We start from the raw sequence: 26,124 nt of genomic DNA on the forward strand, positions 1-26,124 counted from the left end.
ACAAAATGAAAATCCCAAAAGTTCTCAAGACTTATTGCCCTAAGTGCAAGACACACACAGAACATTCAGTATCGTTATACAAGAGCGGAAAAAGAAGGACTCTCTCTGAAGGACAGAGGAGATATGATAGGAAGAACCTAGGATATGGTAGCAAGAGAAAGCCGGAGCAAAAAAGGTTCGCTAAAACTACGAAAAAACAAACTCTAACTCTGAAGTGCCAGAAGTGTGGCTATACAATTATGAAGGAGGGAATCAGAGTTAAGAAGTTGGAGTTAGTTGAGGTGGTTAAATGAAGGCTAAGTTCAAGGTCTTAATACCGGAGCCTAAGAGCAAATTTTACAGAGTGAAATGTAAAAACTGCGGTAACGAGCAAACGGTATTCTCCCACTCCACCTTCCCAGTACGTTGTCTGTCATGCGGATATCAGCTCATTATTCCCACCGGTGGTAAAGCAAAAATAGAGGGAGATATAGTTAGAATACTTGGTTAGAAATGATATACAACCAAAAGCAAATACCCGCGGAAGGAGAAGTTCTTATAGCAACGGTAAAACAAGTTTTTGATTATGGCAGTTATGTAACCCTAGACGAATACGGGAATTTACAAGCTTTTCTCCCTTGGAGTGAAATAAGTAGTAGATGGGTTAAGAATATAAGGGATATAGTTAAGGAAGGGAGGAAGGTAGTAGTTAAAGTCATAAGAGTGGACAGAAAGAAAGGCACTATAGACGTTTCCTTAAAGAAAGTCACTGAAGACGAGAAAAGGAAGAAGAACTTACAGTGGAAGAAGTTACAAAAGGTAGACAAGATCCTTGAAATAATTTCTCAAAAATTGGGTAGAAACGAACAAGAGGCGTGGAGAGAAGTAGCTTTTAAACTCGAAAACAAGTATGGGGACGTTTATGAAAGTATGGTAAGGGCAGTTAAAGAGGGAGATTATATACTGAGAGAGGCAGGAGTAAACGAAATATGGATAAAACCGTTAATGGAGGAAATAGGTAAACACATTGAAGAAAAGAAAGTGAAGGCAAGTGAGATTGTAACGTTAAGATCTATTTCACCAGACGGGATAGAGAAGATAAGGAAAGTTTTCAGCGAAGCTGTTAGTAAATTTGAGGACAAAGAGGAGGAGATCAGGATTTACACAATTGGAGCACCTAGGTATAGGGTCGATGTGACCGGTACTGATCCTAAGCAGGTCTCAATAACCTTACAAGAACTAATAGAAACTATGAAAGAAATAAGTCAAAAAGAAGGAGTAACCTTTACAGTGGTTAAGAAATGAAGTGGAAACTTAGGAAATGTCCTAAGGACAAGATATATACTATGAAAGATATATGCCCTATATGCGGGAATAAGACAGTAATTACATCTCCTCCGAGATTTTCCCCAGAAGACAAATACGTGAAATATAGGATAGAGCTTAAAAAGGGAATAAAACTTAACTGTTAATTTTATATGTTTTTTATTATTTTTCCGTCTTATTATTCACTCAGTTTTAATTGTGTCTGACTTCCTCCCAGCCCTGGAAAGGTGAGGGTTCCCTCCCAAGGGGGTTCATCGTTCCCACCATTGATTCGGGACTACATCTCTCATCTGGTGAGCAGTCGAGTGGCTCAGAGAACCACTCCCATTTGAAAGGGGACTTTCATTGCCGAGCTCTAGTCCCTTGAAGGAAAGGGAAGATGATGGTTGCTCCTCCCACAGTCCCATTAAGCCCTCAATCGAGCTGGGGAAGAGCGTCATTAGTGTCACTAAGAGATTTTTGAAAAAAGAGATATTTAAACTCTCTATAAGGGGGGCTATCCATCCCCGCTGGCGAGACTTTCCGTCCCCTTAACCCCCAACTTTGTAAAATAAAGAAATTAAGTAAAAACCTTTAGCTTTGAGTCCCGTTTACTACCACTGTTGGAGGAATAATGACATAAGGTTCTACGAACTGGTATACTAATACAGCAATATATACCTCAGCTACACCTCCTAAAGCAGGTACTGTTCCTACTGGATACAGTGCTATGTAAACAGGCTTAAAGTACAACGTATTCACTCTTGGTATAAAGTTAGGATTTATCTGCCCAGAGAGTATGGAGTTTAAGGAGAAGCTGAACGGAGCTGCAACGGGTCCCTGATTTAAAGACTGAAGCCCTTCTACGAACATGTTTACAATTAACGAGTTATAAGCCTTAGGAGTCCATGCCATTGGCTCCGAATTCGCTATTATCTGTGCTAATTGTGTTGCTTGTGGTAGACCCGAGGTTTCTAGTGAGAATATAGTGGAGTTAATGTATGATACGTTCACGTATTCGTTTAAAGGATATCCTGCTATCGTAGTCATAGCTCCCATAGCCTTAGCTATATCACCTAGGCTGGTCGTATATCCTATAAACGTGCTCGGGAAATTAGACGGATATCCAATAAACCACATACTAGTACCTGCACTACTGTTTACATAGAGAGTAACAGCATCGTATGCAACTATGTAAACTGGGTAAGTGTAGTTAGGACTACCATAGGGATATAAGTGGAAGTCTTTCTCTAATACATTAGCTGCAAACGTCTCGTTATTAAGGAACATCTCCGCCATCATTTTGATTTGAGTACTGTTCAACGTGTTGTTCTCGTCTATAACGCTCCTATTACCTACGGTCTCTATCCAATATCCGTAGTCCCACCAGCTCAATATAAACGCATTATGAGGAGTATTGTGATTTATCCAATCTAGCGCCGATACCCATGCATAGTTTACTATTAAATAAGGAGTAGCAGCATTCAGAAGGGATGGTGGTTCGTAACTTACCTCTATAGCGATCCCTGCATCCGCTAACAAAGATACTCCTACGATTGCTAACATCAAAATCGGAACCAGCCTAATTTTTTTCTCCATGAATTTACTAACTATTTCTGAAACTCCCACACCTGCTAACGCGGCTACTATATATGCGGTGTAATTAAATAGGTAAGGCTGTTCTGATGTTCCGTAAATGCTTGCTGCTCCGAGGACTAAGAGCCATAGACCAGGTAGTTCTTGTCTTTTTACAAGGATGAAGTATATACCTAAAATCGACAAGAACAATGAGATTCCGAAATCTTGTATCATCGCCGTAATTGGCTGCGGAATGTATTCGGCTACAGTCCTATCTATAGGAACTGAGAACTGGTAGAACGGGTTAACAATTGCGTAATATCTTGAAGGTATTGGGCTTTTCCCTATCGCTGCTAATCCTAGAATTCCTAAGGATACTATGAACACTATAAAGGCCCCTATTATTATGTTCTTCGAATCCGTGATTTCCCTCGGTAAGGTCCTCCTTAAGTAGAGTTCGAGATATAGGAATAACGGGATTATTAGTAAAGAAAGACCGTGAGCAACACCTGATAAAAATCCAATGTTGTTCGGTGCAAATGAGGTTAAGAACCCTGAAGTTACAGCCAATAAGGTTAAAGACTTAGCTGTTATTTCATCATTTTTGTTAAGAAGTACTAATAAGAATGCCGCTAACGCTAGGCTTAAGTCTATGTACGTATAACCTCCCCAAGTTATATTCGCTAAGAAGATCATTACACCTGCAGGTATGCCGTATATGGGTTTCTTCCTCTTTATTGCTAGTGTCATAAAGTATATTGCAAGTAGAACAAATGTAGCTCCCCATGAGGTCTTAGGTAATCCACCGAGCAAATTCTTATATGTTAGGGACGGTGATACGGCTACTGCTGCAGCTGCTACGTAAGCACCCACTCTGTTCTCAGTTATTGCGTCAACTGCAAGAAACGCGGCTACAACACCTATTGCATCTAAGACAATGTCTGACACTATAGCTACAGTATAAACAGCATTAGCTCCAAACTGAGAGAAGAATGGCATGGAAAATAGCGCTACTAACCAAGGTAGACCTATTGTATTTCCTAGTTCTATGAAATATCCCCACGGGAACCACCCGTGGACATCTGGAGGTACCGCATACCAGTTTCCACCTTGCTGAGCTATTAGTAATGCGTTATAGAATAAGTACCATGGGTCAAACTCGTTTACCGATTGGGGAAAAGCAGTAGCACTTATTATTCTTATCACAATGGATACAAATACGAGTCCAGTAACGACTAATGTATCGAGAATCTTGAATTTATCAAACTTCAGTCTTTGGGCAGTTTTTGTCGACTGCATCGTTTTCATAAACCACAGTATCTTATATAAGCTTAATCCAGATTATACAATATTTGATGATGATCGATGGGCGGCTAGATATGTGATGAAGCTTTCAAGGTCTGATAATTAGGAGAATAAGTCTTAAAAATGATAGTTTAAGACTATATTAATAGTCTGGGCCCGTAGCTTAGCATGGTAGAGCGCCCGGCTGATAATCCCGGTGATCAGATACCGGGAGGCCGTGGGTTCAAGTCCCACCGGGCCCACATATGGATTAAACTTTAATCAACTGGATTAATGCATAAAGTGATGGTCGAAAAAATAGTCCTTTACGCGTTTCTAATACAAGGACTAGTATTATCATACACGATATCTTCCTATATTTCAGGAGGAGGTCAAATCTTTATCTCAAACTATAACATGACAATGCAGTGGCAAGATCTAGGAATAGCCCTAAATATAACCGGTAAAAGCACTTATTACCCTACTCCTCTGGTGAAACCTCAAGTAACCCCATATAATGAACAGGGCGAAGAACCTACGTACTATTCCTTTTTATATAGAGACGAGACTGGTGGGTTACAGTTCATATTATTCTTTACCAACTTTACCCTGACTTCTGCTACTGTTAATGGGACTAGCATTCCAGCTATCAAGTTTTATAACGGTAACTCTTACCTGATTATTTCAGCCCAGTACGGTTTTCCGATTAAGGGTGTAGCATATAATTACATATCTTCTCTCAGTCTTCAGGCCAATGATAACATATCCATAAATATGACCGGGATTAATCCTCTTCCTCCTCTAGAGAAATCAGGGTCTTTATACAAACTTACCTTGAAGTTAAGCCCTAATGTAACAGAAAGTGTTTATGTGGTAACTCCACAAGCCAATATTTCCGTGAAATCCGTAACACATGAGTTAGAGAACAAGACATACTCTCTAGCGGCTATTAATTTGGAGTCTAAAGATTATATTACTGTAATTATTCCGATAGATGAGTTTCCCTTAGTTGAACCGACAGGCACAGTGATTGTTAATGGGTCAAATTACTTCTTCAAGATGAATGAGTCGACAACTCCTTTTGGTACTTATTATCAATCTATACCAGGTAATACATCAAACCCGTATATGGGGTTTACAATAGGGAAATACTTCCTCCTTGTATTCCCTAGCGGCGGGAACATCTCAATAATACTTCAGAACTTGAAGAATCCGCTAGTAAGTTATCAAGTTACGGACTTAAGTTCCCCATACTATCCCTTTACTGAGTTTCTACAACAGTATTGGATAGTCCTAGTTATGGTAATAGTTCTAGCAGTAGTAGTTACAGTAATTTTAAAACATCGTAGGGGGTAGTAGCTACCGGTATACCAGCCTCTTTGAACGCTCTTATCTTACTTTCAAAAGTCCCCATACCCATGTACACTATTGCACCTGCATGACCCATCCTTTTCTCTTTAGGAGCCGTCATCCCAGCAATATACGCTATTATTTTCTTTGATATTTTACCCTCCTTCTTCATTTTCGCTACCTTTTCTTCCATAGTACCTCCTATTTCCCCGATTATAACTATTTCTTCTGTCTCCGGATCCTTGTCAAACATTTCAACCACTTCATCTAAAGTAGTACCTACAATCGGGTCTCCTCCTATCCCTATTACCGTTGATTGACCAAAATCTCTCTTTATTACTTCAGCTATCTCATAGGTCAGTGTACCGGATCTCGACACGATCCCTATCTTACCTTTTCTGAAAGCCCTAGGCGGGAAAATCCCTAAATTCACTTCTTCAGGAACTATTATACCGGGGCAATTAGGTCCTATTATCCTACTACCCTTAAGCTTCGCATATCTCTTTACCCTGAGCATGTCTATGACCGGAATGTGTTCCGTTATGGTTACTACCAGAGCTATACCGTTGTCTATAGCTTCAAACAGTGCATCTATAGCGAATTTAGCAGGGACAAATATTATACTTGCATCGACTTCATGTTCCTTTAATGCCTCAGCTACTGTATCGTAAACCGGTACACCGTAAACCTCAGTCCCTCCTTTTCCGGGCGTGACACCCGCAACTATCTTAGTGCCGTAATCCAACATGTGCTTAGTGTGGAAGCTTCCCTCCCTCCCAGTTATACCCTGAACTAATACCCTAGTATTCCTATTTACGAGCGTAATGCATCACCTATGCAGGTTATAGGGTCTTCATATGCTGATATCCCTCTCTGGGAAAGTAACTTTCTTCCTTCTTCTTCATTGGTACCTACAATCCTAACGTAGATAGGGATCTTCACCTTTTCAAGGGCTTTGATTATTCCCTGAGCCACTTCGTCACATCTTGTTATACCGCAGTAGATATTCATTACTATCTTCCTGACCTTGGGGTTTTTAGCTAGCCTAACTATTGACTCCTCAACCTTGTCACTTCCTGCACCGCCACCTATATCTAGAAAGTCAGCCGGATTACCTCCCATCAATTTCACCATATCCATCGTTGCCATGGTCAGACCTGCACCATTACCTATGATCCCTATGTCTCCATCTAGTTCGACATATGAGTCGGTCTTTTCGTAACTCCTGCCGAACTTCTGCAATAAGTCTTGGTGCCTGAACAAAGCGTTGTCCTCTAAGATCACTTTCGAATCTAATGCTACTAGACCGCTTTCAGTTACCGCTAAGGGGTTTATCTCCGCAAGCTCAGCTTCGAACTCGTTTACTATTCTGTAAAGACCTTGAATAATAGGTTTTAACCCTTTCACGTCCAAATATTTCTCAACTTCGAGTACGTCAAAATCCCTTACTCCCCTCTCAATCGGGATGTGAAAGATCCTAATGTTTTTAGCTTTCTCAACATCTACCCCTCCCTCAGGAGAGACTACTATTATAGGCTCTGCTGCCTCACGATCTATAAGGCAAGAGAGGTAAATTTCCCTATAGTGTGGGATATACTCCTCAACTAGGAATTTACTTACGCCTAATTTTTGGAGCTCGAGTATTGTATTATACACATCTTCAGTTACTCTCACTAACCCCTTCTTCCCTCTACCACCCTCAAGGATTTGGGACTTAACAACAGCCTTCCCTTCCCACTTTATCGGCTTGTCTGTTACCACACCTCTTGGGACTGGGATTCCAACCAGTTTGAAGATCTCTTTTCCTTCATATTCATAAAGTTTCATTACGATTCACATTATAATATTTGCAGAATTCTTTAAATACACAACTATTACATTTTGGCTTAGAAAAACAATAAAGTTTCCCCACCGTCACTATCCCTGCGTGGACTAGTTTCAACTTATAAAGGTCTTTCCCGACAAGTTCCTCAACGATCTCCTTAGCCTCTTCTCTGGTAAGCTCTACATTAAGTACTCTGCTCATCACTCTCTTAGCGTAATTGGAACGTGGGAATACGGGAATATTACCTGCAAAGAGTAACAACGCTTCCGCAGTCTCGTCTCCGATGCCCTCTACGTCCTTCAGCAATTTCTCGTCCTTAACCAGTTTTTCAACACCTATTTTTGACGTTATTTCAGATAGTAGTTTCAACCTCTTGGCTTTAGTTCTGTAGAAGTTTGCTTGCCTTATTAGCTCAGCAATCTCCTCTTCACTCAATTGACTTAGTTTCTCTAAACTGTTTACCCCTTTCTCTCTCATTTTCAGGAGAACCTTTTTCACTGTTTCCCATTTAGTCATCTGAACTAAAATTGAGGAAATTAGCAACTCGTCGACAGTCTCTACCCCATCCCACCACTTCGGAGATTCGGCATCTGCTACTATCCACCCTGCTCTTCTCAACAAATCGACATTCTCTTCCAGTATCCTAAGGAGCTCAGTACGCAGTGACCTCTTCACCTCATCGGTTAGCGCTCGTCTCATCATGGAAGCTCCTCCAAAATCCGTTTAACTAGATTGGGAGTCCCGATCTCATATTTTTTAGGAGGTTTCACCTTTTTAATTGCTTCAGTTAACTCTTCAACGGAATCCCACTGGGACGGATCGTCTAGGAAGGTAGCACCTAAAATTTCTGCGTAACGTTTAGAGTCTTCTTTCGTAGCTGCGTATCTCCAGTCCTTGTTGTAGACCACTATCGTAGGTTTCTTATACATTACCACGGATTCCATTGCTGTTTTACCTTGGTGAGTTATCACTAGAGATGCTTCACTTATGTACTTCTCCAGCTCCGTAGAGAAGGAAAAAGCCCTGACACCTCTCTTCGCGTATTGTTCAGGAGGTACTCTACCTGTTTGTATTACAACTTCTTTACCGAGGTCTAAACTGACCACAATGTCGAACAGTCTTTTAAAACCCATCGTCCCTGTAGTCACTAGAACGTAACCGTCATCTTTCGGAGTGTATTTCGGCTTTTCGACTATAGGTCCAACGACCATCCCTTTTTTAGGGTATAGACCTTTCTGTTCCTGCCAATGGAGAAAGACGTTTTCTGCGAAGTTTGATAATATTGATACTGTTTTACCTCTAGTCACTATCCTATCCTGACTCTCAATTACGAAGAGTTTACTTCCCTTGACTCTCTGGGCTAAAGCTGGAAAAAGGGAGTGATTTGAGCCCGTCGCGATGACTACTTTATATTTCTTTATTTTCAGACTTTGGGCTAACACGTGAGGTAGATTTGTTATAAGAGCAACGTTTCCCTGATTGGGTTCTTTAGCCTTTTTAACGTAATAGAATTGACTGGAAAAGGGTTTAAGTACTTCCTCACTGTACTTATCGTTCTCGGGTATTACAAAGTCAACTTTATACGAGTTACTGCTTAGCGAGAGGTACTCTGCGATAGCTCTTGCAAAACCTGTATGCCCTCCCCCGCTGGCTATGATCAGGACGTCATTATTTTGCATTAAGCTATTTTATTTGCTTCAGGATAAAATGGTATCCATGGAAGAGTATAAAAACGTCTGGCTGAAGGCAGGGATAATATACGCTCTAAACCTAGCCGAAGCCGGCCTAAAGCCAGTAGAAGTAGGGTTAGGAGAAAGGGATTTTTACGTTGACATAGAGTCGCAGACTACGTTAACACTTGACGAAGCCAAGAAGTTCGCTAAATATAAGAAATTCAATTTCCAAGTGAAGGACGGAGAAGTAGAGTACAATGGTATGAGGATCAGGGTTAGCGGTGGTGAAATAGCTCAGGTAGAACCTCAGTATTTTGAGATCTTGAATGTTTCAGTCCACCACCCCACTCCTGAGTTACAATACGTTAGGATCAGGGGTGTTGGGTTTGAAAAAGAGGAACAACTTAAGGACTACCTAAGCTGGTTGGAGAAGGTTTCAGAGTACGATCACAGAGTTATCGGTGAAAAATTAGACCTCTTCAGTTTTCCAGACGAAGCTGCTCCGGGAGTAGTCCTATTTCATCCTAACGGGCAGACAATAAGAAAGGAGTTAATGAGGTATATGGAGGAGATAAACAACAGTATGGGTTACAAGGAAGTTTACACTTCCCATGTTTATAGGGCAATATTGTGGAAAATTAGCGGTCACTATGATCACTATAGAGATAAAATGCTGTTGTTTAAAATGGAGGACGAAGAACTGGGAATAAAGCCTATGAACTGTCCTGCACATATTCTTATTTACAAGAGTAAAACAAGGAGCTACCGTGATTTACCTCTGAGGTTTTCGGAGTTCGGTCATGTGTATAGATGGGAGAAGAAGGGTGAGTTATACGGTTTATTAAGAGTTAGGGGTTTCACGCAAGACGACGGACATATATTCCTACGTGACGATCAACTCAAAGACGAGATTAAGATGTTAGTAAAGAAGACTCTTGAAGTCCTATCAACCTTCGGCTTTAAAGAGGACGACGTCAGGATAAATTTGAGCACTAGACCAGATGACAGTATAGGTACTGATGAACAGTGGAATAAGGCTACTGATGCTTTAGTTTCTGCACTTAACGAGCTCGGTCTGAAATACGTAGTTAAAGAAAAGGAAGGAGCTTTTTACGGGCCTAAGATAGACTTTGACATCAGGGATAGCCTGCAGAGGTGGTGGCAGTTATCTACTATACAAGTTGACTTCAATCTACCGGAAAGGTTTAAGTTGGAATACGTTGACAAAGACGGAACGAAAAAGAGGCCTGTAATTGTTCACAGAGCCATTTACGGCTCCATGGACAGATTTATGGCAATTCTCTTAGAGCACTTTAGGGGTAAGTTACCAACCTGGCTCTCTCCTATTCAGGTCAGGGTATTACCGATTACTGAGGAAGTAGATGAGTATGCAAAAGATGTAACGTTTAAGCTCAGGGAGAAGGGAGTAAGGGTTGATGTTGATAGTGGTGAGGAGACCCTATCCAAGAGGATAAAGAGGGCTTACGATGAGGGTATACCGTATATTGTTATAGTAGGAAAGAAGGAGATGGAGAAGGGAGAAATAACTGTGAGGGCTAGAGGTAACCTCGAAATAAGAGGGATTAAGCTCAATAGCTTCCTTTCAGCGTTACTTGAGGAGATAAAGAATAGAGATTTGAGCCAGAATAATACAATAAGTAAACTCAAATGATAGTCTACGGAGTGTATAAGAGCCCCTTAGGGACAATTACTGTTGCCAGAAGTGAAAAAGGGTTTATAATGTTAGATTTCTGTGAATGTGTGGAAAAGGAGTTATTGGACAATTCTTTTTTCACAGACTTCTTTCATCTACTCGATAAGTACTTTGAAGGTAAGGAGGTAGATTTTTCAATGGAACCCTTGGACATTAATGTTAATACCTTTAGGCGGAGAGTGTTTAACGAGACAAGAAAAATTAAGTGGGGGCAAGTGAAGACTTATAAAGAGATTGCAGATACATTAAAGACTTCTCCCAGGGCTGTAGGAGTAGCCCTATCTAAGAATCCCGTGTTGTTGATTATACCTTGTCATAGGGTAGTAGCTGAAAACGGAATCGGCGGTTACTCAAGAGGCGTTGAACTAAAGAGAAAATTACTAGAACTAGAAGGAATAAAACTAGATAAAGAAAGCAAATAACCTTAAAATCTGTAAAACGTGAATATAAATAATGAAAGCTGTAATTTTAGCTGGAGGTTTTGGTAAGAGGCTCAGGCCCTTAACAGACGAGAGGCCCAAACCCCTTATCGAGATAGCAGGTAAACCGATTATTGAGTGGCAGATAAAGTGGTTGAAAAAATTCGGAGTTACGTCCGTGTTTGTTCTTGCAGGTTATAAGAAAGAGGTTCTCATCGATTGGGTGGCAAAAAATCAAGATAAGTTAGGAATACCTATTGCAATTCTCACTGAGGATCAACCTCTAGGAACGGGCGGTGCTATAAAGAGGCTTAATGGATTTATATCAAACGGGGAAAAGTTCTTCGTTTTAAACGGGGATATCCTAACTAACCTCGACCTCTCTAAGCTGGGGGACGATGAGGCTGTAGCTGTTATATCTTTAGTACCTCTGAGAAGTCCCTTCGGTATAGTTAAGGTAGACAGCAAAGGAAATATAATACAATTCGTCGAGAAGCCAGTTTTAAAAGATTTTTGGATAAACGCTGGAATATATTCTATGAACTCAGAGATATTCGAGTATCTTCCTGAGAAAGGAGATATAGAAAAAGAAACTTTTCCTTTGTTAGCTCAAAAAGGTCTTCTTAAGGGGATAACTTTCGATGACGTATACTGGAGATCAATAGACACGTTAAAGGACTACGAAGAGGCTAATGCGGAGATTACAGAAGTGTTTAAGAATTAAGTATTAAGTCAACTTCTTCGCCTTCTTCTTTTAACCACTTGTCTAAAGTCTTTTCAAGACCCAGATCCCTTAAGTCGTTTAGTAGCTTTTTGGCCAATACTTCGAAATCCTCCTCACAGTCCAGCGGTATGTTATATTTTATTATCTCAAGCACTATTCTTGCTATATTCATTGCGTCTTGTTCATTCATGCATAATTTGTTCATTAAAGAGTCAGATAGAGATGCATGAAACTAATAGTGAAAAATAATGATGATGCCAAAACAGATCGATTTAACTTTAAAATAGTTTTCTCGACGTCGTAATAATTGTAAGTTTAATTAAAGTGAGAAAAAGATGTATAATCAATGAAAAAGGTCGTAATCGTTGGTGGCGGAATAGGTGGAATGGGAGTTGCAAATACATTGGTGCAGAAACTGAAGAACGCAGAAATTACCGTTATAAACAAGGATGACTACTATATATCGGGACCTAGTAGACCACTCATTTTAACTGGCGAGCAGAAATATAGTAGAATCTTGAGAGGCTATGAAGAGGTAGGAAAGAGTGGAATTAAAGTGGTTGTCGGAAATGTATACAAAATAGACCCTGCGAATAGAAAAGTCTACTTGTCAGACACGACCTTTAACTCAAAGAAAGAACTAGATTATGACTACTTAGTCTTATCCCCCGGAATAGTATTTGACGGCTCTTCAATAAGTGGTTATGAAAAGTATTGGTGGAAGAACACTACAGTCTATGACCCCGGTAGGGTAAACGTCCTTAAACAAAGGCTCTGGACTGCTGAGAGCGGTAGTATAATTATTTACGCACCTAAAGCCCCTTACAGATGTGCCCCTGCCCCTACTGAGACTGCTATGTTAGCTCACACAGTTCTGACTAATAGAGGTGTTAGGGATAAATTTAAGATAATACATATTGATGCTAATGACAAAACTCAACCCCCGGTAATTGCTGACGTAGTTAAACAAGTTTATGAAAAAGCTGGGATACAACTAGTCGTTAACCAAGAGATTACGGAGATAGGAGAGAATTATGTTGTGACTAAGAGCGGAGAAAGGTACGAATATACTATACTCGCAATGTTAGAGCCTAACAGGGCTCCAAAGTTTATCGAGGAAGCAGGGTTAGGTTCGCCTTTTGCTGAGGTGAGATCTCCTCAGGATTTGAGGAATCCAAAATACGATGATATTTTAGCAGTGGGAGATGCAGCTAAGTTACCCTTCCCTAAGAATCAAGAGATAGCGTTTGAAAGTTCTCAGTTTGCTGCAAATAAGATCCTTGAGATGGAAGGAATAAGTGAGAAGGTCCCCGTGCAATACGCGTTTGTAGGCTGGGCTTACTTAGGGAATTTAGAGGGTAAGCTGGAGACTTTGAGCTTGCAGTTCCAGTTAGACTTGACAAAACAACCTCCTGCAGCTGCCAAAGACCCTCAGTTAAAGAGGGAGTATACGATACAAAAGGACAATTGGGAGCAAGCGTATCTTACAAGGCTCTTCGGATACAAGAGCGAGTAATAAAAAGTCAGTTTTTTATTTTTCCTTACCACAACCTTCTCCCGTTATGAACATAGCGATATTCTTAGCTTCTTTAGGGATTTCACTATTAGAGCTCTCAGAAGCGGGTGCTGTAGCGTCAATATACCACGGAATTTACAAGAGTAACGTACCATTTCTATACGCTACGTTAGGTGTAATAACAGTGTTGATCCCTACATTCGCGTTAGGAAAGTTTATTTACCTTCTACCGTTAAATTACGTCCTTATCGGATCGGCAATAATATTGTTCTATTTCGGCTATAAGTTGTTACGCAGTGCTAGAAGGTATTTTAAGGGAGTTAAAAGGGCTAAAGGAGATGATGAAAAGAAGGAGGGAGTAGTTGTGGTTTTTACAATCTCGGCTGTTGAAGCATTAGAGGCTGCATTGGTGATGATAGCACTTATGGGTGAAGATTATTACGCCTCGTTGCTTGGCACTATCATAGCCTCGATTATAGTGATAGTTCTCACGTACACCTTAAAATCTCAAATTGCGAGGATAAGGCTTCCTCATATGAAATTCTTTTTATCCGCTCTACTTTTCAGCCTTGGTACACTATGGTTTAATGAGGTATTTATAGGGTTGAGTGATTTATTTCTACCACTGTTCTTCTTAGGGTTTTTAGTTTTTAATTACATAATAATAAAGATTTAAAAACAAAAATTAAAGAGAAAATAAGTGAAAATTTTTACACAAAATACCTTCCTCTGACACTGCGTTTGCCTAATTCAGGCTTTCTCTGATTTTCAACTTTTTTAGAAACTTCACTTTTTTGTGTCCCCAACTTCGTCTCTTTCATTATAAAGTAGTCCCTTATTCTCGCTAACGCTTCCCTATAATCTTTTACGCCCTTTAACATCTCCGCAAGTGTATTATTCCCTATATATCTTAACCAAGCTACTATGTGCCCTTGTTCTAAGTGCCAGTTCACACATGCCGGGTCTGTAGCACCTATCCTCATTATTTCTTTCTCGAGTTCTTTTTCGTTATGCGCTACTCCGACTACTCTATCATATGACCTGAAGTAGAAAGGCTCCATATTCTTTTCCTTGTAAGTGGAAGTGTTATAAACAAAGAATCTACATAAAGAATGACATGTATCAATGATCAGATATTTAGCCTTATTTTGGTAAATAATAAATTGATGAGTGAGATTCAAGACGCATTAAATGCATACAAGCAAGGAAATCTTAATTACGCACTGAGAAAGGTTCAAGAAATAATCGAGAAATCTCAATCTCAGGAAGCGTATAATTTACTCGGGAAGATTCTAAAGGAAATGGGAAAGGACGAGGAAGCCCTTCAAGCTTTCTTGAAAGCAGGTAACAGAGTTGAAGTTGCTAGAATTTATTTACAACACGGTTTGTATAGGGATGCATTGAACCAGCTAAAGGACTTAAACGATAAAGAGGCGAGGATTTTGAGGGCTTTAGCTTATATAAAACTTGAAGAATACGAGAAGGCTAAGGAGGAATTAACGGGCATAGAAGATAACTCCCCGATAACCCTCAAGGCAAAGGGCATAGTGGATTATTATATGGGAAATTATTACGACGCGTTAAGGGAACTTAGCTTAGCAATAGAGGCTTACCCTTATGACGCTGAACTGTTTTATTACAGAGCCCTTACTAAGACAGAATTGAATATGGATCCAGAAGAAGACTTGAATACCGCTATATCTCTAAACCCGTATTATGCAGAGTTATACTATAATAAAGGAGTTGTATTAGAGACTAAAGGTAAGATAGAAGAAGCTATTAAGTTCTACTCTAGAGCTATAGAGGTTAAGCCTCAGCTGGTTAAAGCTTATTACAGAAGAGCAAAGGCTCTAATGAAAATGGGAAAAGAAGATGAGGCAATGAAAGATATTGAGAGATTTAACCAGATAAAGGACTCAGGATCAAGTTAGCCACGTTATATGCGGGGATACCAGTTACTTGACCCCCTGGATAAGTCCCAGCACTACACAAGTATAAGTTCTTGTATTTGGTAATGTAGGACAGTCTCTTTTCAAATAGGAAATCATCAGTCATGGGTAAGTGGTTAAGGTTACCAAAGGGCAAATTATACAATTGTTGGCTTACTTCACCGTCTATTTTATCTATGTATAGTATATCTTCATCCTTGATTCCCAGTAACTCCTTAACGTTTTCCAGTTCACCCATAGTCTCTAGGACGATACCGTTTCTAGTCTTGTCTAAATATGACGGAATAAGAATCTCTCCCACCTCAGTATCGAGTAATGAGTATTCGTATCCCTTTAACGGCTTTGGTATTCTAGGATAATTCCTCAGAATTATGTTGTATTTTCTCCACCTCGAGACCGGTAATTTAACGTTAATGCCAAGTAAGTTGTAAAATACGAGAGGACTGGTCACGATCACTACGACATCAGCTTCATACTTTTTACCGTTAACTAAAACTGCCTTAACTTCGTCGTCTCGAGTAATAATATCTTCTACACGGGAGTTAACCCTGAATTCCACCCCTAACTTCTCAGCGTATTCTGCAACCTTCTCAGCTACAGTCCCCATCCCTCCCTCGACTAAAGCCCAATTTGGAGAAAAATAATAGGCTATAACGTAAGCTGAACTCTTCTCCATTCCGTGATAGATAAAGAAGTAGTGGTAATCTTCCGAGATGTATTCTGATAACAGCTTTTTAGCGGGAGTATCAATGAACTCGCCTAATCCCTCCTTTTCAGCCTCTTCCCTAATTTCCTGCCTTGTTGGTGGGGACTTAACGAATGTGAATTTCTTATTTAACAACTCTTTGAACTTCAATAGCTTTTCCTCGAATTCAGGATACTTTTTCTCCCCCGCCTTAACTAGTTCTTTTACCCTCTTTTCCTTATCCCTCCAAAACGGTATGGCTTTTCCGTTAACGTAAAAGGTCTGAAATACGGCTCCCTTTAGTATAGGTATCCCAAACTTCTTTATCAAAAATTCCGGCATTAACCCCAAGACGTAAGAAGCCCTACTTATCTTTACACCTTTAATTTCTACGGTATCAGTCATCCCTCCCAGCTTGTCTCTGGCTTCAAATAAAGTAACTTTAACCCCTTTTTCTGCCAATAACGCTGATAAAATTAACCCGTTATGACCTCCACCAATAATTGTGACCTTCACTTTGAAACACTCCTCCCTCTTAATATATACCATGTACCTAAAGCCTTAGCTCCTAGAACGTTATTCTTGTCGTAGAACTCTATCTCAACGACTACAGCAGTTTTACCAGCCCTCATTACTTTCCCGACGCATCTAAAAGGTCCGTCTTTCATTGGCTCAAGAAAGTTTATTTTTAGCTCTTGTGTTACTTGATCATCACCGTCGTTAACAGTCATAGTAGCCAACCCTCCCGTGTAATCAATAGTACTCATAATAGCTCCTCCGTGTAACACTCCTCCTATTCTCAATACGTTTTCGGAGTAATTTAATACAGTTTCTGCATATCCCTTATCAATTTTGATAACTCTCAATCCCAAGTAACTGAATAAGTTTTCTCTCGACAAGATCTTGTTTATCCTATCCACGTCAAAAGTTTTTACTATCTCGATCTTATTATAACCTTGAATGCTCTCATCTGTCATACAAAACTGTATACTGTTAACTTTACAAAAAGTTTCGGTTAACTTTTGCAATGTATATTCCTTAGAAGTATGGGACAAATTAGTAGAGGGTAAGACGGGAAACTTCGTGATAGTAGGCAGAAGTGAAGGTGAAAGAGGAGAAATCAAGTGGTATGACCACGAGGTAAAAGGCAGATTAACGCTTAAAATTGACAGAGGTACCTTAAAGGCTTATTTCCAAGACGAGGAGAAGGTCATTAATTTACTCGACTTGGGGTACATCTACACATGGGTTAGCGAAAAGATTTCATCCTCTAGTGGATACATTGGCTTGTGTCAGACCAGCAAAAGGAGAGGAAGAATAGAGGTTACGGTTGTGAAAGGCATAGATGTATATGCTTCGCTGGACAAGGAAAAGATAGACTTTATCCTCACCCAGATTTTCGGAGAGGGAGTTAAACTACTCAAGGTCGTTGTTTCTGACGACTTTAAGCACGTATATTTACAGTTTTTCAGGAAGGGCGTATACTGGTTCTCGGAAATGGATAGACTTGCGTTAAAACATCAATCTTTAGCTAAGGAATTAATAGACCTCAAGAAGGAGATCATGTCTACCTTAAACAGATGAGATGGGTATTCAGTATCATCTGATGAACCGAAACCTATCACGTATTCGTATTTATCGACGAGCCTTCTCACTATTTCCTTCTCGCTTAAAGGGAGAACGAGAACCGCTATTACTTCACAAAGTTCTGAAGAAACAAAATCTATGTGCCAATGCATTTTCCTCTTTTCCTTACTCATATGTCTGGAGACCCTCTTAGCACAGTTCGCCCCACAAGAACCGACGTAAGCATAGAAACCCTCCTCTAGGTGGAACTCTTTAGACTTAGTCCTGATATCGCCTTTACGGCAACTCAAAAAAACGATATATCCCTTCATACTAATTTAATTCACGTGAAAGTCATAATTGAACATTTGGAGCCTGAGCTGTCTAAGTGGATCCTTTACGAGTATGAAAGTGCTTATAATATTTTAGGTGATTATGTGCTCATCACTGGCGTAAAGATAGACTATATACCTAGTACTGAAAAGAGGTTTCATGAAGTGTTAGACCCTACTAAGGTGGTAATATTAGATCCGTTTGCAGAGGAAAAGTTAAGTAGGAAAGATTTGACGGAAAATGAAGCTATAATTATTGGAGGAATTCTTGGAGATCATCCTCCGAGAGGCAGAACAAAAGAGTTCCTTTCCGATAATTTCCCTCAAGCTAAGAAGAGGAATTTAGGAAAAGACCAGTTCACGATAGACAGCACTGCTCTCTTGATTAAGGAATTACTTCTTGGCAGGAAAAAAGTCAAGTATACCTTTATGCCTAAGATTCTCTGCAAATATAAGGAGGCTGAGAGCGAAATAGACTTACCTTTCGCTTATGTCCTTTTAGATGGTAAACCATATATTTATCCCAAACTTTTCTCTTTCTTAACTAAAGGATTAAAAGAATGTATTGTAAATTTTGATAATGTAAAAGAATTTGAAATTGTAGAAAATTCAGTATAAACTTGATAAATTTTTATTAAGGAAAAAAGTTGTAATTATATCAATGAGCGAGAAACTGAAAACTAGTAAAGAAGTAATACGATGTTGCTATAAGATATCCGATACTGACATTGACTGTTTATTTAAATTGATAGAACTGGGAAAGCCAGTGACATCAGAGGAACTTTCAGCACTGCTAAAGATGAGTAAGACTACTGTTGAGAACAGCCTCAAGAAGTTGATAGATGTAGGGCTTGTGGTGAGGGAGAAAGGGGATGAAAAGAAGATAGGGAGACCAAAATATTATTATGGAGTTATATCTAACTATATGGAAAAATTAAAGCATGATTTAACTGAATGTTCTAGAAAGATTCAATCAAGTATGTCTAATTTTTAAAAAGTCAGCTTTTAACGTAATTCTTTAGAGTATTTTTAACTTTTTCTATCTTTTCAATGTAGTAAAAGGAATAGAAGAGAAACAGAAGAGAATCCATCTCAAAACCTAAGCTTAACCCTAGAAAGAGAAGAGATAAGGGTTGCACAAAAACCAAGACTAGAGAGGTCAATGCTGTAACGTTTAGAATTATTCCATTATAGTAGTAGTGTTTTATACGAGTGTAAAATGTATTTACAACATCTACTATATTTAACGTATCTAGCAAAGCCTTTAGGTTACCCTTAAGATTTGTTAGTTTCTCCTCAACAAAGGACGAGGTTAAATCTAATGCTGGTTGTGTTCTTAAACCTACCATTAATTCATCCAGTAAATCTTGTGCCTCGTCTGCAGATACAACATCGAGAAATTTTTTAAATGAAATAAGAGACATTAAGGATTTTATTCTAGGCCATTCTTCTTCTAGATTTCTAATCTTTGAATTAAGTAATATGTGTTGAAAAAGTCCGTTTATTCCAGACGTTATTACAACTGTAAAAGTCAATAATTCAATTACATTCATATATTATAATTCTTCTGATAACTCATTAATAAGTTCAGCTAATTTAAATTCTAGTTCTCTAACCCTTCTTAGTTTCTCTAGCACTTTACCTCCTTCAGGAGTAATTCTATAACCATTTTCAGTCTCTTCTAGGTATCCTTTACTGATTAGATAGTCAGTGTACTTCTTCAGTATAGTAAAGCTTAAATTTGCATTTTTCATTAGAGCTGATTTCGCTGTGTGCCCTTTTTCAACGAGGTCTAGAATGTCACTAATGATCTCAAGCTGGTCTCTTTTACTCCTCATACATATAAGTAGTATAACCCGCTTGTATAAAAACTTTCACGTTCTATTTAAGTATTTTTATTTTCATTGGAAACATTCTCGACTTTTTCAACGATTTCTTTTAACAACTTGTAATCTTTTTCTCCTCTAAATCTTTCTACAATTTTCAGGATGTTTTCAAGATCTTCTTTACTGTAAGATGGTTCTACTATTTTAATTAGTTTTCCTAAGACATCTGTAAGGGCTTGAATACTTTCTATATATTCGGGTAATGTCAATTCAGGCAGTGATGAGTAGAGATTTATCAGCCCTATTGAGATCAAGTTCAACCCTTTTGTCACCACGTTCTTAAGTTCTTCTAACTGCTTAGCCCTATCTTGTATCTGTATAATCTCGTCCTTCTTTTTACTTAGTTCGTTAACGTAACTTGCTATTCTGTATTTCTGCACCTCGAGTGAGATCATAGCGTCTCTTACTTGTTTTGAAGCAAAGTACCTGATCTCTCCTCCATTGTTAAGAACATTTATGTAACCTTTAAAGTATAAGTCTCCTATACTTCTCTGCATTGACTCCCTGTCCATGTATACAGAGAGTGCTGAGAAAAGGGTGTTTGCATCTATCCCTCCGGGACCGGATTGAGAGATTAGAGTTAATATCAGCCTATCCCTTTTTTGAATAAACTCCATAACTACAATAGGGGTGAAGGAGATAAAAAGTGTAGCCAGTGCACCAGGCAAAGTTTTATGGATAGGCAGTTACTCCGTAGTGTTCGGAGGAATAGGTCATGTAATAGCTGTAAACAAGAGAGTTCACGCCGAGTGTAACATCTCCAACGAGAACTTGTTTGAGACATCATACGGGATTTTTAAAGGTAGAGGAAATGAGTTGATCGAAAGTGTGTTAAACCAGTTCAGAGTGATGTATGGCAATATACCGAAATTTCATGTTAAGCTAATCAACGACCCAGAGTTCATAATCAACGGTAGAAAAAGCGGTCTAGGTAGTTCTTCAGCCGCAACGGTCGCCTTAACAGCGTGCATCTTTTCCCTTTTAAGCGGAGGGAATAACCCTGACGAGGTGCACAAGATTGCTCAGAGAGCAAATTACGAGAGACAAAAAGGGATAGGCAGCGGTTTCGATGTGGCTTCTGCGGTATATGGCTCAATTATCTATAGAAGGTTTACTAACCTAGAGAAGATGGATTATTACATGAAACCGTTAAGGATAAATAAGGAACTGGTGATGGCATTCATCGGGGAGAGTTTTGATACTGTAAGTTCTGTAGCCGAGTTCGTTAAGAAAAAAGAGGACCCGCGTTTTAAGGAGATAATGAGTATGATAGAAGAAGAGAACAAGTTTGCTATTGAACTTATAGAAAAGGGAAGATTAGAAGAGGCTGTTGAACACGTAAGGTTAGCTAGGAACATGCTCATTAACTTAGCTACTGAAGTAGTTAACGTTAAGATTGAAAACGATTTCACCAGAAAATTGGAGGAAATAGCAGAAAGAGAGGGGGCTATCTTTTCTCTCTCCCCTGGAGCTGGAGGTGAATCGGTAGTGGCTATTGGCGATAACCTTGAAAGGGTGAAAGAGGCGTGGGGTAAAATTAAAGGTGTTTCAGTGATCACACTTAAAGAAGACGAGGGATTAAAATTTGAGGCATGAAGGTGAAGCTATAGCACCGTCGAATATAGCGATAGTCAAATATTGGGGAAAGAGAAATGAAGAACTTAACTTGCCTCTTAACTCCTCACTATCCGTAACTTTACAGGGTTTAGAGGTCAGGACTAAGGTGATCTTCGATGAGGAGTTCGATAAAGACGAGGTGATCATAAACGGGGAAAAGGCGAGCCCAGAGGAAGTCGAGGAATATAGCGGTAGAGTGTTAAAGATATTTCGCAAGATTTACGGTAAAGATATTTATGCGAAAGTGATTTCTCAGTCCAATTTCCCTAAGGCTGCTGGTCTCGCTTCTTCAGCAGCTGGTATTGCAGCTCTGGTCTATGCAGCTAATAGTGCCTTGGGTCTTGGTCTAGACCAAAAAGAGTTGTCTAAGATAGCTAGGATAGGCTCTGGCAGTGCATGCAGGAGTACGGTAGGGGGTTTCGTCCTTTGGACTAAAGGTGAAAGAGACGACGGAGAAGACTCGTATTGTTATCAAATATTCCCCGAATATCACTGGAAGGAATTGGTAGACGTCATACCAATTGTCTCGTCCAGCAAGAAGAAGGTGTCCTCACGTAAGGGGATGATAAGGACTTCCGAGACTTCGGCTTTGATGAAGTGCAGGGTGGAGTTCGTAGAAAATTCGTTAAAAGATGTTATAGACTCTATAGCAAAAAAAGACGAGCAGAGGTTTTATTACTGGACTATAAGGCACAGTAACAATATGCATGCTGTGATACTTGACAGCTGGCCCTCATTTTTCTATCTTAATGACACCTCTTTTAGGATAATGGAGTGGATTCAGGATAGCGGAATAGCAGGTTACACTTTTGACGCAGGTCCTAACCCCCATATTTTCACTACTGAAAAACACGTTGGTGAAGTCATAAACTTCATAAAGCAGTTAGGAATTGCAAATTACTTCGTAACGAGAGTTGGCTCAGGGCCTAAAATCATCAACTAGGCTTCTGATGAGACTTTACGCACTCATTAATTATTCTTTCATACTTTTTGACCTTTTCAGTCTGGTTTACGTGATAGACTATTATCGCCTTCTTTAGATCTTTGACTGCATTGATCAAATTTGAGAATTTCGACAGTTGATACATATTCTCTCCATCAAATATATAGACGGCCTCTCCTTCTTCCCTATATGGAGTGTCGAAGAACTCGTAATATATTACACCACCCTCAGTTTCCCTACTCAACTCGGTTATCTCCTTCTTATTGATATCGTTGAGACAATCACCTTCTATATCTTTCTTTATCCTCTTGTACCCTGAGCGGAAGAATATTGCTTGGGGGAACTTCTGATCCTCCATTACCGATATAGAGGCAAGAACATTAAAATCCGTTATGTGGAGCAAATTGTCTAGTACGAGTTTACCTTTTGAAATTAACTTAGCTATTGCGTGGGATAGTATTGAGTTATACATGCCGACTACGCTGTGGAAATAAACGTTTTCGAACATGTACATCCTAGCTAAAAGGAACTGTTCAACGATCGGGATAGCCTTCTTGAGAACTGCTATCTTACCGTCAACATAAGTCAATACCCTCTTCAACCTCTCCACGTCGTAAGAACCGTAGCCGACACCAGCGTAGTAGGAGTCTCTAAGTAAGTAATCTCCTCTGTCTGCATCAACGAAGTTGGAGACAAGTTGCAAGGCAAGTTTTTCCTCCTCGTTTTTAGGTTCTTCTCTGAGTACGTTGATGACGAACTTCACGGGGTCGCTGTGAGATGAAAAGTTCTTTTCGAGTATACACGTAAGCTCGTTCTCGATTACGCTAATCCCGTTGTAGACATGGGTCTTTTTACCTTGGTAATTTATGTTTGTAATCCCGTAAACGTCCCTAGTAACTTGTAAGGCCGATTCAAAAGTGTGGGAGAAGGCTAAATGTCCTATGTCGTGAAGCAGACCGGTTACACCTACAAGTTCGACGTAGTCCTCGTCTACAAAATCTAGTCCTTCACTGTTCTTTTTAACGTATTGCAGAAACTCCTTTATAAGGTACATCACTCCCAGGCTGTGTTCAAAACGTGTATGTCTCATCCCAGGGTATACCATGTGAGCTAAAGCGTTTTGACTTATGTACCTGAGCCTTTGAAAATAAGGGTGAGAAATGATTGGCAGAACTTTGTCGCTTATTTCTATGTAACCGTGTATAGGGTCTCTTATTAACTTACTCATTATGGAAAATACAACTGCAGAAATTTTATAAATTGATCAGTGCGTCAAGTATCGCATTAGCTCCTTGCATTACTTTCTTTTCCAGCTCCTCCTTACTTATCCACCCGCCCTTGACTAAACTATCGGAGATCACTACAACTGCCCCACTCTTCAATTTCCTTAACTTACTAAGTGCGAAAAGAGTAGCACACTCCATCTCAACAGCTATATTACCTCTTTCAGACCACTTCTTTGTGAAGTCTTCGTCTTCTGCATAAAATGCATCACTGCTGAATACAGTGCCGGTAAAGAACTTAAGCCCCTTAGCCTTAAACGAGTTATACAGTGCTAACAATACGTCAAAATCGGGAGTGGATGAGATACATGCGTCCTCCTTGAAATACTGGTGAAAGAGACCACCCCGGTTGTAAGAAGCCCCAGTGACTATAACGTAGTCTCCTTTGTCTAACTCGGGGACTAAAGCTCCGGCTGTACCGTATCTAATGAAGACCTTCCCACCTAACATCGCTAATTCCTCGAGGACTATGGCTATCGAGGGACCACCTATTCCATGCGTCGCGATACTTACCTTAACATCCTTGTATTTGCCGGTGTAGACCAGAAAACCTCTGTTCTCGTTTACAAGCTTGGGTTCTTCCAATAAAGTTGAGAGTAGTTTAACCCTACTTGGGTCACCTGCTATTAAGACTCTTTCCGCGACTTCTCCTTTCTTAGCTAATATGTGAACCGGGTTCATTAAGATCAGCATTGAGTGTAATTTATATCATTAACTCATGACAGCCGGTGCTCATCATCCAACGTGTACTAATCATGACATGTGATTATAAGCAATTGAATTTGCTCCCTTTTACTGAATTCATTTTTTATCATATTGAGCTAAAAATTTTAGAAAAGTTAGGATAGACTGTCATCCTTAACTATTGTAAAGTTATTAAAAACATTAGGAATAAGGTTTAAAAAGTCAGACGTAATACGTTATCTTATGAAAGAGAGAGTAGTAGAGGCTAAAAGATTAGTGGGAAAGAAGACCGTGAGGGGAAAGACATATGAGTACGAGTACTACACACTACCGCTGAACTTGTACATACCGAAGTCCATGGTTGAAAAGCACGGTACCAAGTTCATGCTACAAGTAGACGAAGAAAACGGTACTATCATAATAAAGCCAACCGAGAGTAAATAAAGAATCATCAATACTTTTTACCTTCCATAATCTTTCATAGCTTCAACAAAGACATCTTTTATTTGTTCAAAAGCAGAGTTTACATCACATTTCTTCACGGTCTCCTTTCCCATCAGCCCATATTTATCGGGGTCTTTCAAGACAATATCTATTTTTGTGCTAATTCCTGATGATTACCACTTCTAAAGATATACCCGTTAGCCCCATCTATAATTAACTCACTTACACCCGCACCTGAGCTCACTATTGCAGGCTTACCGTAAACCCAGCCCTCACAAACTACGAGTCCGAAACCCTCTATCCTAGATGGCAATACAATTACATCTGAAGTCGCATATATTGTAAACAGTTCCTCGTCGTCTACATGACCGGTGAATACTACTTTATCGTAGACTCCTAAGTTCTGAGCCAGAGCCTTTAGCTTTCTCACCCATGAACTGGCCTTACCTGTTCCTAGAGCCCCGCTAGTAAAACTTCCGTTTCCAACCAGTAGTAACTTTACGTTAGGGGCTTTTACCTCCTTCATAGCCGTTATAACCACGTCTTGGCTCTTCACGGGATCCATCCTAGCTACTACAGTTATCACCTTATCGTCAGGTTTAAGACCGTATTTATCCCTTACCTTTTCAACCTCTCCTTTCCCTGGTTTCTTATATAACGACGTGTCTATGTAGGGATATATCTGTTTAACCTTTGTTCTGGCTCCTGCTCTTAACAACCCCTCTAAGTCCCTCTTCGTACTGACTATCACGTAGTCAAAGCCCTCAAAGGACTTTACGATGAAATCCCTGATCTTTCTAGAGAGGATCTGTGGTATGAAAGGTATGTGATACCAGAGCACAGCTGAAGCAGATGGGCCTATAATCCCTCCTACTAAGAGCTGTTGAAAATCGTTGATGAAGTAGATGTCAGTGTCCTTATAAAATTGTAGAAGTTTCTTAGCGGATAGCCAGTTATAATCGGCATAAGAGACGTAGTGGAAGGGTTGAATTTCGTATTTAGTCAGACCGTGGGACTCGTTGTAAATCCCCTCTTTGAACTCCGTGTAACCTTTAAGTGTCTCCGGTTGGACGTCGATGAAATAAAACTCCTTACGGTTGTAAATAACCTCCGGAGGGTAGCCAGGACCTAGAGACACCCATCTAGCTTTTGAAAACTTATCTAATATCGCCATCATCATCTTGGCAACTCCGCCAACAGATATGTAGTAATCAGAGCTGTCTATGGCCGATAAGTCTATGGGCAACTCAAGGTAACCGTACTTCTCAACGAGGTCTCGGTAGGTCTGTCTGAACCTTATGGGAGGAGTTTGAGTATTAATTGCTACTGAAACCATGGCGTAATGAGTAATATTAGCTATCATGTTTA

33 protein-coding genes, 1 tRNA gene and 1 pseudogene are annotated in these 26,124 nt (G+C 39.7%); 18 read left to right on the plus strand and 17 right to left on the minus strand.

Annotated features, from left to right (window positions below):
• Window positions 1-5: 5 nt before the first annotated feature.
• The 4 genes from WIW72_RS05745 to WIW72_RS05760 are packed head-to-tail and all read left to right on the plus strand — an operon-like array spanning window position 6 to window position 1,451.
• Window positions 6-293, plus strand: coding sequence for a 50S ribosomal protein L44e (locus tag WIW72_RS05745; RefSeq protein ID WP_337703008.1), 288 nt, complete (start codon window positions 6-8; stop codon window positions 291-293).
• Window positions 290-490 carry a 30S ribosomal protein S27e gene (locus tag WIW72_RS05750; RefSeq protein ID WP_337703010.1) on the plus strand — a complete coding sequence of 67 codons (201 nt, stop codon included), beginning with the start codon at window positions 290-292 and terminating at the stop codon, window positions 488-490. Before WIW72_RS05745 ends, WIW72_RS05750 begins: the two co-directional genes overlap by 4 nt.
• A gap of 2 nt (window positions 491-492) precedes the next feature.
• The gene (locus tag WIW72_RS05755) at window positions 493-1,284 is read left to right on the plus strand and encodes a translation initiation factor IF-2 subunit alpha (protein WP_337703012.1); all 792 of its coding nucleotides are present in this window, start codon (window positions 493-495) and stop codon (window positions 1,282-1,284) included.
• Complete coding sequence (locus WIW72_RS05760) at window positions 1,281-1,451, plus strand: RNA-protein complex protein Nop10 (protein ID WP_337703015.1); 171 nt, start codon at window positions 1,281-1,283, stop codon at window positions 1,449-1,451. The genes WIW72_RS05755 and WIW72_RS05760 overlap by 4 nt, the downstream gene beginning before the upstream one ends.
• Window positions 1,452-1,497: 46 nt before the next feature.
• Here WIW72_RS05760 and WIW72_RS05765 read toward each other — a convergent pair.
• Window positions 1,498-1,754: pseudogene (locus WIW72_RS05765) on the minus strand (hypothetical protein).
• Window positions 1,755-1,878: 124 nt separating this feature from the next.
• Window positions 1,879-4,161: an STT3 domain-containing protein gene (locus WIW72_RS05770; RefSeq protein WP_337703017.1), complete on the minus strand. Its 2,283-nt coding sequence runs from the start codon at window positions 4,159-4,161 to the stop codon at window positions 1,879-1,881.
• A gap of 158 nt (window positions 4,162-4,319) precedes the next feature.
• Here WIW72_RS05770 and WIW72_RS05775 point away from each other — a divergent pair.
• Together WIW72_RS05775 and WIW72_RS05780 are read left to right on the plus strand one after the other, a co-directional pair.
• A tRNA-Ile gene (locus WIW72_RS05775) sits at window positions 4,320-4,409 on the plus strand.
• Between the two features lie 43 nt (window positions 4,410-4,452).
• Window positions 4,453-5,502 carry a hypothetical protein gene (locus WIW72_RS05780; RefSeq protein WP_337703019.1) on the plus strand — a complete coding sequence of 350 codons (1,050 nt, stop codon included), beginning with the start codon at window positions 4,453-4,455 and terminating at the stop codon, window positions 5,500-5,502.
• Here WIW72_RS05780 and sucD read toward each other — a convergent pair.
• Genes sucD through WIW72_RS05800 form a run of 4 tightly spaced genes read right to left on the minus strand, consistent with a single transcriptional unit; the run spans window position 5,471 to window position 9,000 of the window.
• Window positions 5,471-6,322 (minus strand): succinate--CoA ligase subunit alpha, encoded by an 852-nt coding sequence (gene sucD / locus WIW72_RS05785; protein ID WP_337703188.1) that lies wholly within the window; start codon window positions 6,320-6,322, stop codon window positions 5,471-5,473. The two genes, WIW72_RS05780 and sucD, sit on opposite strands and share 32 nt — an antisense overlap.
• Window positions 6,310-7,323, minus strand: a complete 1,014-nt coding sequence (locus WIW72_RS05790) for a succinate--CoA ligase subunit beta (RefSeq protein ID WP_337703021.1) — start codon at window positions 7,321-7,323, stop codon at window positions 6,310-6,312. The genes sucD and WIW72_RS05790 overlap by 13 nt, the downstream gene beginning before the upstream one ends.
• Window positions 7,310-8,020, minus strand: coding sequence for an endonuclease III domain-containing protein (locus tag WIW72_RS05795; RefSeq protein WP_337703023.1), 711 nt, complete (start codon window positions 8,018-8,020; stop codon window positions 7,310-7,312). The genes WIW72_RS05790 and WIW72_RS05795 overlap by 14 nt, the downstream gene beginning before the upstream one ends.
• Window positions 8,020-9,000 (minus strand): UDP-N-acetylglucosamine--N-acetylmuramyl-(pentapeptide) pyrophosphoryl-undecaprenol N-acetylglucosamine transferase, encoded by a 981-nt coding sequence (locus WIW72_RS05800; protein ID WP_337703025.1) that lies wholly within the window; start codon window positions 8,998-9,000, stop codon window positions 8,020-8,022. The genes WIW72_RS05795 and WIW72_RS05800 overlap by 1 nt, the downstream gene beginning before the upstream one ends.
• Before the next feature lie 37 nt (window positions 9,001-9,037).
• On the opposite strand from WIW72_RS05800, the gene thrS reads away from it, so the two are divergent.
• The 3 genes from thrS to WIW72_RS05815 are packed head-to-tail and all read left to right on the plus strand — an operon-like array spanning window position 9,038 to window position 11,851.
• A complete protein-coding gene (thrS, locus tag WIW72_RS05805) occupies window positions 9,038-10,666 on the plus strand; it encodes a threonine--tRNA ligase (RefSeq protein ID WP_337703027.1) in 1,629 nt (542 codons plus the stop codon).
• Window positions 10,663-11,130, plus strand: a complete 468-nt coding sequence (locus tag WIW72_RS05810) for a methylated-DNA--[protein]-cysteine S-methyltransferase (protein WP_337703029.1) — start codon at window positions 10,663-10,665, stop codon at window positions 11,128-11,130. The genes thrS and WIW72_RS05810 overlap by 4 nt, the downstream gene beginning before the upstream one ends.
• A 31-nt stretch (window positions 11,131-11,161) precedes the next feature.
• The gene (locus tag WIW72_RS05815; protein ID WP_337703031.1) at window positions 11,162-11,851 is read left to right on the plus strand and encodes a nucleotidyltransferase family protein; all 690 of its coding nucleotides are present in this window, start codon (window positions 11,162-11,164) and stop codon (window positions 11,849-11,851) included.
• Here the strand turns inward: WIW72_RS05815 and WIW72_RS05820 are convergent.
• On the minus strand, window positions 11,841-12,041 hold the full coding sequence (locus WIW72_RS05820) for a hypothetical protein (protein ID WP_337703033.1): 201 nt from the start codon (window positions 12,039-12,041) through the stop codon (window positions 11,841-11,843). The genes WIW72_RS05815 and WIW72_RS05820 overlap by 11 nt on opposite strands.
• 156 nt (window positions 12,042-12,197) lie before the next feature.
• Here WIW72_RS05820 and WIW72_RS05825 point away from each other — a divergent pair, with 156 nt between their 5' ends.
• On the plus strand, window positions 12,198-13,367 hold the full coding sequence (locus WIW72_RS05825) for an FAD/NAD(P)-binding oxidoreductase (protein WP_337703034.1): 1,170 nt from the start codon (window positions 12,198-12,200) through the stop codon (window positions 13,365-13,367).
• A gap of 46 nt (window positions 13,368-13,413) precedes the next feature.
• Window positions 13,414-14,043, plus strand: coding sequence for a hypothetical protein (locus WIW72_RS05830; RefSeq protein ID WP_337703035.1), 630 nt, complete (start codon window positions 13,414-13,416; stop codon window positions 14,041-14,043).
• A gap of 34 nt (window positions 14,044-14,077) precedes the next feature.
• Here the strand turns inward: WIW72_RS05830 and WIW72_RS05835 are convergent, their stop codons facing one another.
• Window positions 14,078-14,428 carry a hypothetical protein gene (locus tag WIW72_RS05835; RefSeq protein ID WP_337703036.1) on the minus strand — a complete coding sequence of 117 codons (351 nt, stop codon included), beginning with the start codon at window positions 14,426-14,428 and terminating at the stop codon, window positions 14,078-14,080.
• Between the two features lie 105 nt (window positions 14,429-14,533).
• On the opposite strand from WIW72_RS05835, the gene WIW72_RS05840 reads away from it, so the two are divergent.
• Window positions 14,534-15,298: a tetratricopeptide repeat protein gene (locus WIW72_RS05840; RefSeq protein WP_337703038.1), complete on the plus strand. Its 765-nt coding sequence runs from the start codon at window positions 14,534-14,536 to the stop codon at window positions 15,296-15,298.
• Here WIW72_RS05840 and WIW72_RS05845 read toward each other — a convergent pair.
• The gene (locus tag WIW72_RS05845; RefSeq protein ID WP_337703040.1) at window positions 15,267-16,517 is read right to left on the minus strand and encodes a phytoene desaturase family protein; all 1,251 of its coding nucleotides are present in this window, start codon (window positions 16,515-16,517) and stop codon (window positions 15,267-15,269) included. The two genes, WIW72_RS05840 and WIW72_RS05845, sit on opposite strands and share 32 nt — an antisense overlap.
• Window positions 16,514-16,978, minus strand: a complete 465-nt coding sequence (locus WIW72_RS05850) for a PaaI family thioesterase (RefSeq protein ID WP_337703042.1) — start codon at window positions 16,976-16,978, stop codon at window positions 16,514-16,516. The genes WIW72_RS05845 and WIW72_RS05850 overlap by 4 nt, the downstream gene beginning before the upstream one ends.
• Between WIW72_RS05850 and WIW72_RS05855 the strand changes: the two genes are divergently transcribed.
• A complete protein-coding gene (locus WIW72_RS05855) occupies window positions 16,962-17,585 on the plus strand; it encodes a hypothetical protein (protein ID WP_337703044.1) in 624 nt (207 codons plus the stop codon). The two genes, WIW72_RS05850 and WIW72_RS05855, sit on opposite strands and share 17 nt — an antisense overlap.
• Here WIW72_RS05855 and WIW72_RS05860 read toward each other — a convergent pair.
• Entirely contained in the window at window positions 17,522-17,878 is a 357-nt protein-coding gene (locus tag WIW72_RS05860) for a DUF123 domain-containing protein (RefSeq protein ID WP_337703045.1), read from the minus strand. The two genes, WIW72_RS05855 and WIW72_RS05860, sit on opposite strands and share 64 nt — an antisense overlap.
• 36 nt (window positions 17,879-17,914) lie before the next feature.
• On the opposite strand from WIW72_RS05860, the gene WIW72_RS05865 reads away from it, so the two are divergent.
• Both WIW72_RS05865 and WIW72_RS05870 read left to right on the plus strand, forming a co-directional pair.
• Window positions 17,915-18,517: an SAM-dependent methyltransferase gene (locus tag WIW72_RS05865; protein WP_337703046.1), complete on the plus strand. Its 603-nt coding sequence runs from the start codon at window positions 17,915-17,917 to the stop codon at window positions 18,515-18,517.
• Between the two features lie 43 nt (window positions 18,518-18,560).
• Window positions 18,561-18,893, plus strand: a complete 333-nt coding sequence (locus WIW72_RS05870) for a helix-turn-helix domain-containing protein (protein ID WP_337703047.1) — start codon at window positions 18,561-18,563, stop codon at window positions 18,891-18,893.
• A 4-nt stretch (window positions 18,894-18,897) separates the two neighbouring features.
• On the opposite strand, the gene WIW72_RS05875 is transcribed toward WIW72_RS05870, so the two are convergent.
• The 3 genes from WIW72_RS05875 to WIW72_RS05885 are packed head-to-tail and all read right to left on the minus strand — an operon-like array spanning window position 18,898 to window position 20,402.
• Entirely contained in the window at window positions 18,898-19,452 is a 555-nt protein-coding gene (locus WIW72_RS05875) for a hypothetical protein (RefSeq protein WP_337703049.1), read from the minus strand.
• 3 nt (window positions 19,453-19,455) lie between these two features.
• Window positions 19,456-19,737: a winged helix-turn-helix domain-containing protein gene (locus WIW72_RS05880; protein ID WP_337703051.1), complete on the minus strand. Its 282-nt coding sequence runs from the start codon at window positions 19,735-19,737 to the stop codon at window positions 19,456-19,458.
• 47 nt (window positions 19,738-19,784) lie between these two features.
• Window positions 19,785-20,402 carry a hypothetical protein gene (locus tag WIW72_RS05885; protein ID WP_337703053.1) on the minus strand — a complete coding sequence of 206 codons (618 nt, stop codon included), beginning with the start codon at window positions 20,400-20,402 and terminating at the stop codon, window positions 19,785-19,787.
• A 13-nt stretch (window positions 20,403-20,415) separates the two neighbouring features.
• Here WIW72_RS05885 and WIW72_RS05890 point away from each other — a divergent pair, with 13 nt between their 5' ends.
• Entirely contained in the window at window positions 20,416-21,381 is a 966-nt protein-coding gene (locus WIW72_RS05890) for a GHMP family kinase ATP-binding protein (protein ID WP_337703054.1), read from the plus strand.
• Window positions 21,371-22,345, plus strand: a complete 975-nt coding sequence (gene mvaD / locus WIW72_RS05895) for a diphosphomevalonate decarboxylase (RefSeq protein ID WP_337703056.1) — start codon at window positions 21,371-21,373, stop codon at window positions 22,343-22,345. Before WIW72_RS05890 ends, mvaD begins: the two co-directional genes overlap by 11 nt.
• Here the strand turns inward: mvaD and WIW72_RS05900 are convergent.
• Window positions 22,338-23,573, minus strand: coding sequence for an HD domain-containing protein (locus WIW72_RS05900; protein WP_337721272.1), 1,236 nt, complete (start codon window positions 23,571-23,573; stop codon window positions 22,338-22,340). The two genes, mvaD and WIW72_RS05900, sit on opposite strands and share 8 nt — an antisense overlap.
• A 25-nt stretch (window positions 23,574-23,598) precedes the next feature.
• The gene (locus WIW72_RS05905; RefSeq protein WP_337703190.1) at window positions 23,599-24,309 is read right to left on the minus strand and encodes a purine-nucleoside phosphorylase; all 711 of its coding nucleotides are present in this window, start codon (window positions 24,307-24,309) and stop codon (window positions 23,599-23,601) included.
• Window positions 24,310-24,555: 246 nt separating this feature from the next.
• Here WIW72_RS05905 and WIW72_RS05910 point away from each other — a divergent pair, with 246 nt between their 5' ends.
• Entirely contained in the window at window positions 24,556-24,756 is a 201-nt protein-coding gene (locus WIW72_RS05910; RefSeq protein ID WP_156004727.1) for a hypothetical protein, read from the plus strand.
• 148 nt (window positions 24,757-24,904) lie between these two features.
• Here WIW72_RS05910 and WIW72_RS05915 read toward each other — a convergent pair whose 3' ends face one another.
• A complete protein-coding gene (locus WIW72_RS05915) occupies window positions 24,905-26,119 on the minus strand; it encodes a glycosyltransferase family 4 protein (protein WP_337703060.1) in 1,215 nt (404 codons plus the stop codon).
• Window positions 26,120-26,124 lie beyond the last annotated feature (5 nt).

Origin of the sequence: Stygiolobus sp. CP859M, assembly GCF_037389975.1 — an archaeon.
Lineage (GTDB): Archaea > Thermoproteota > Thermoprotei_A > Sulfolobales > Sulfolobaceae > Stygiolobus.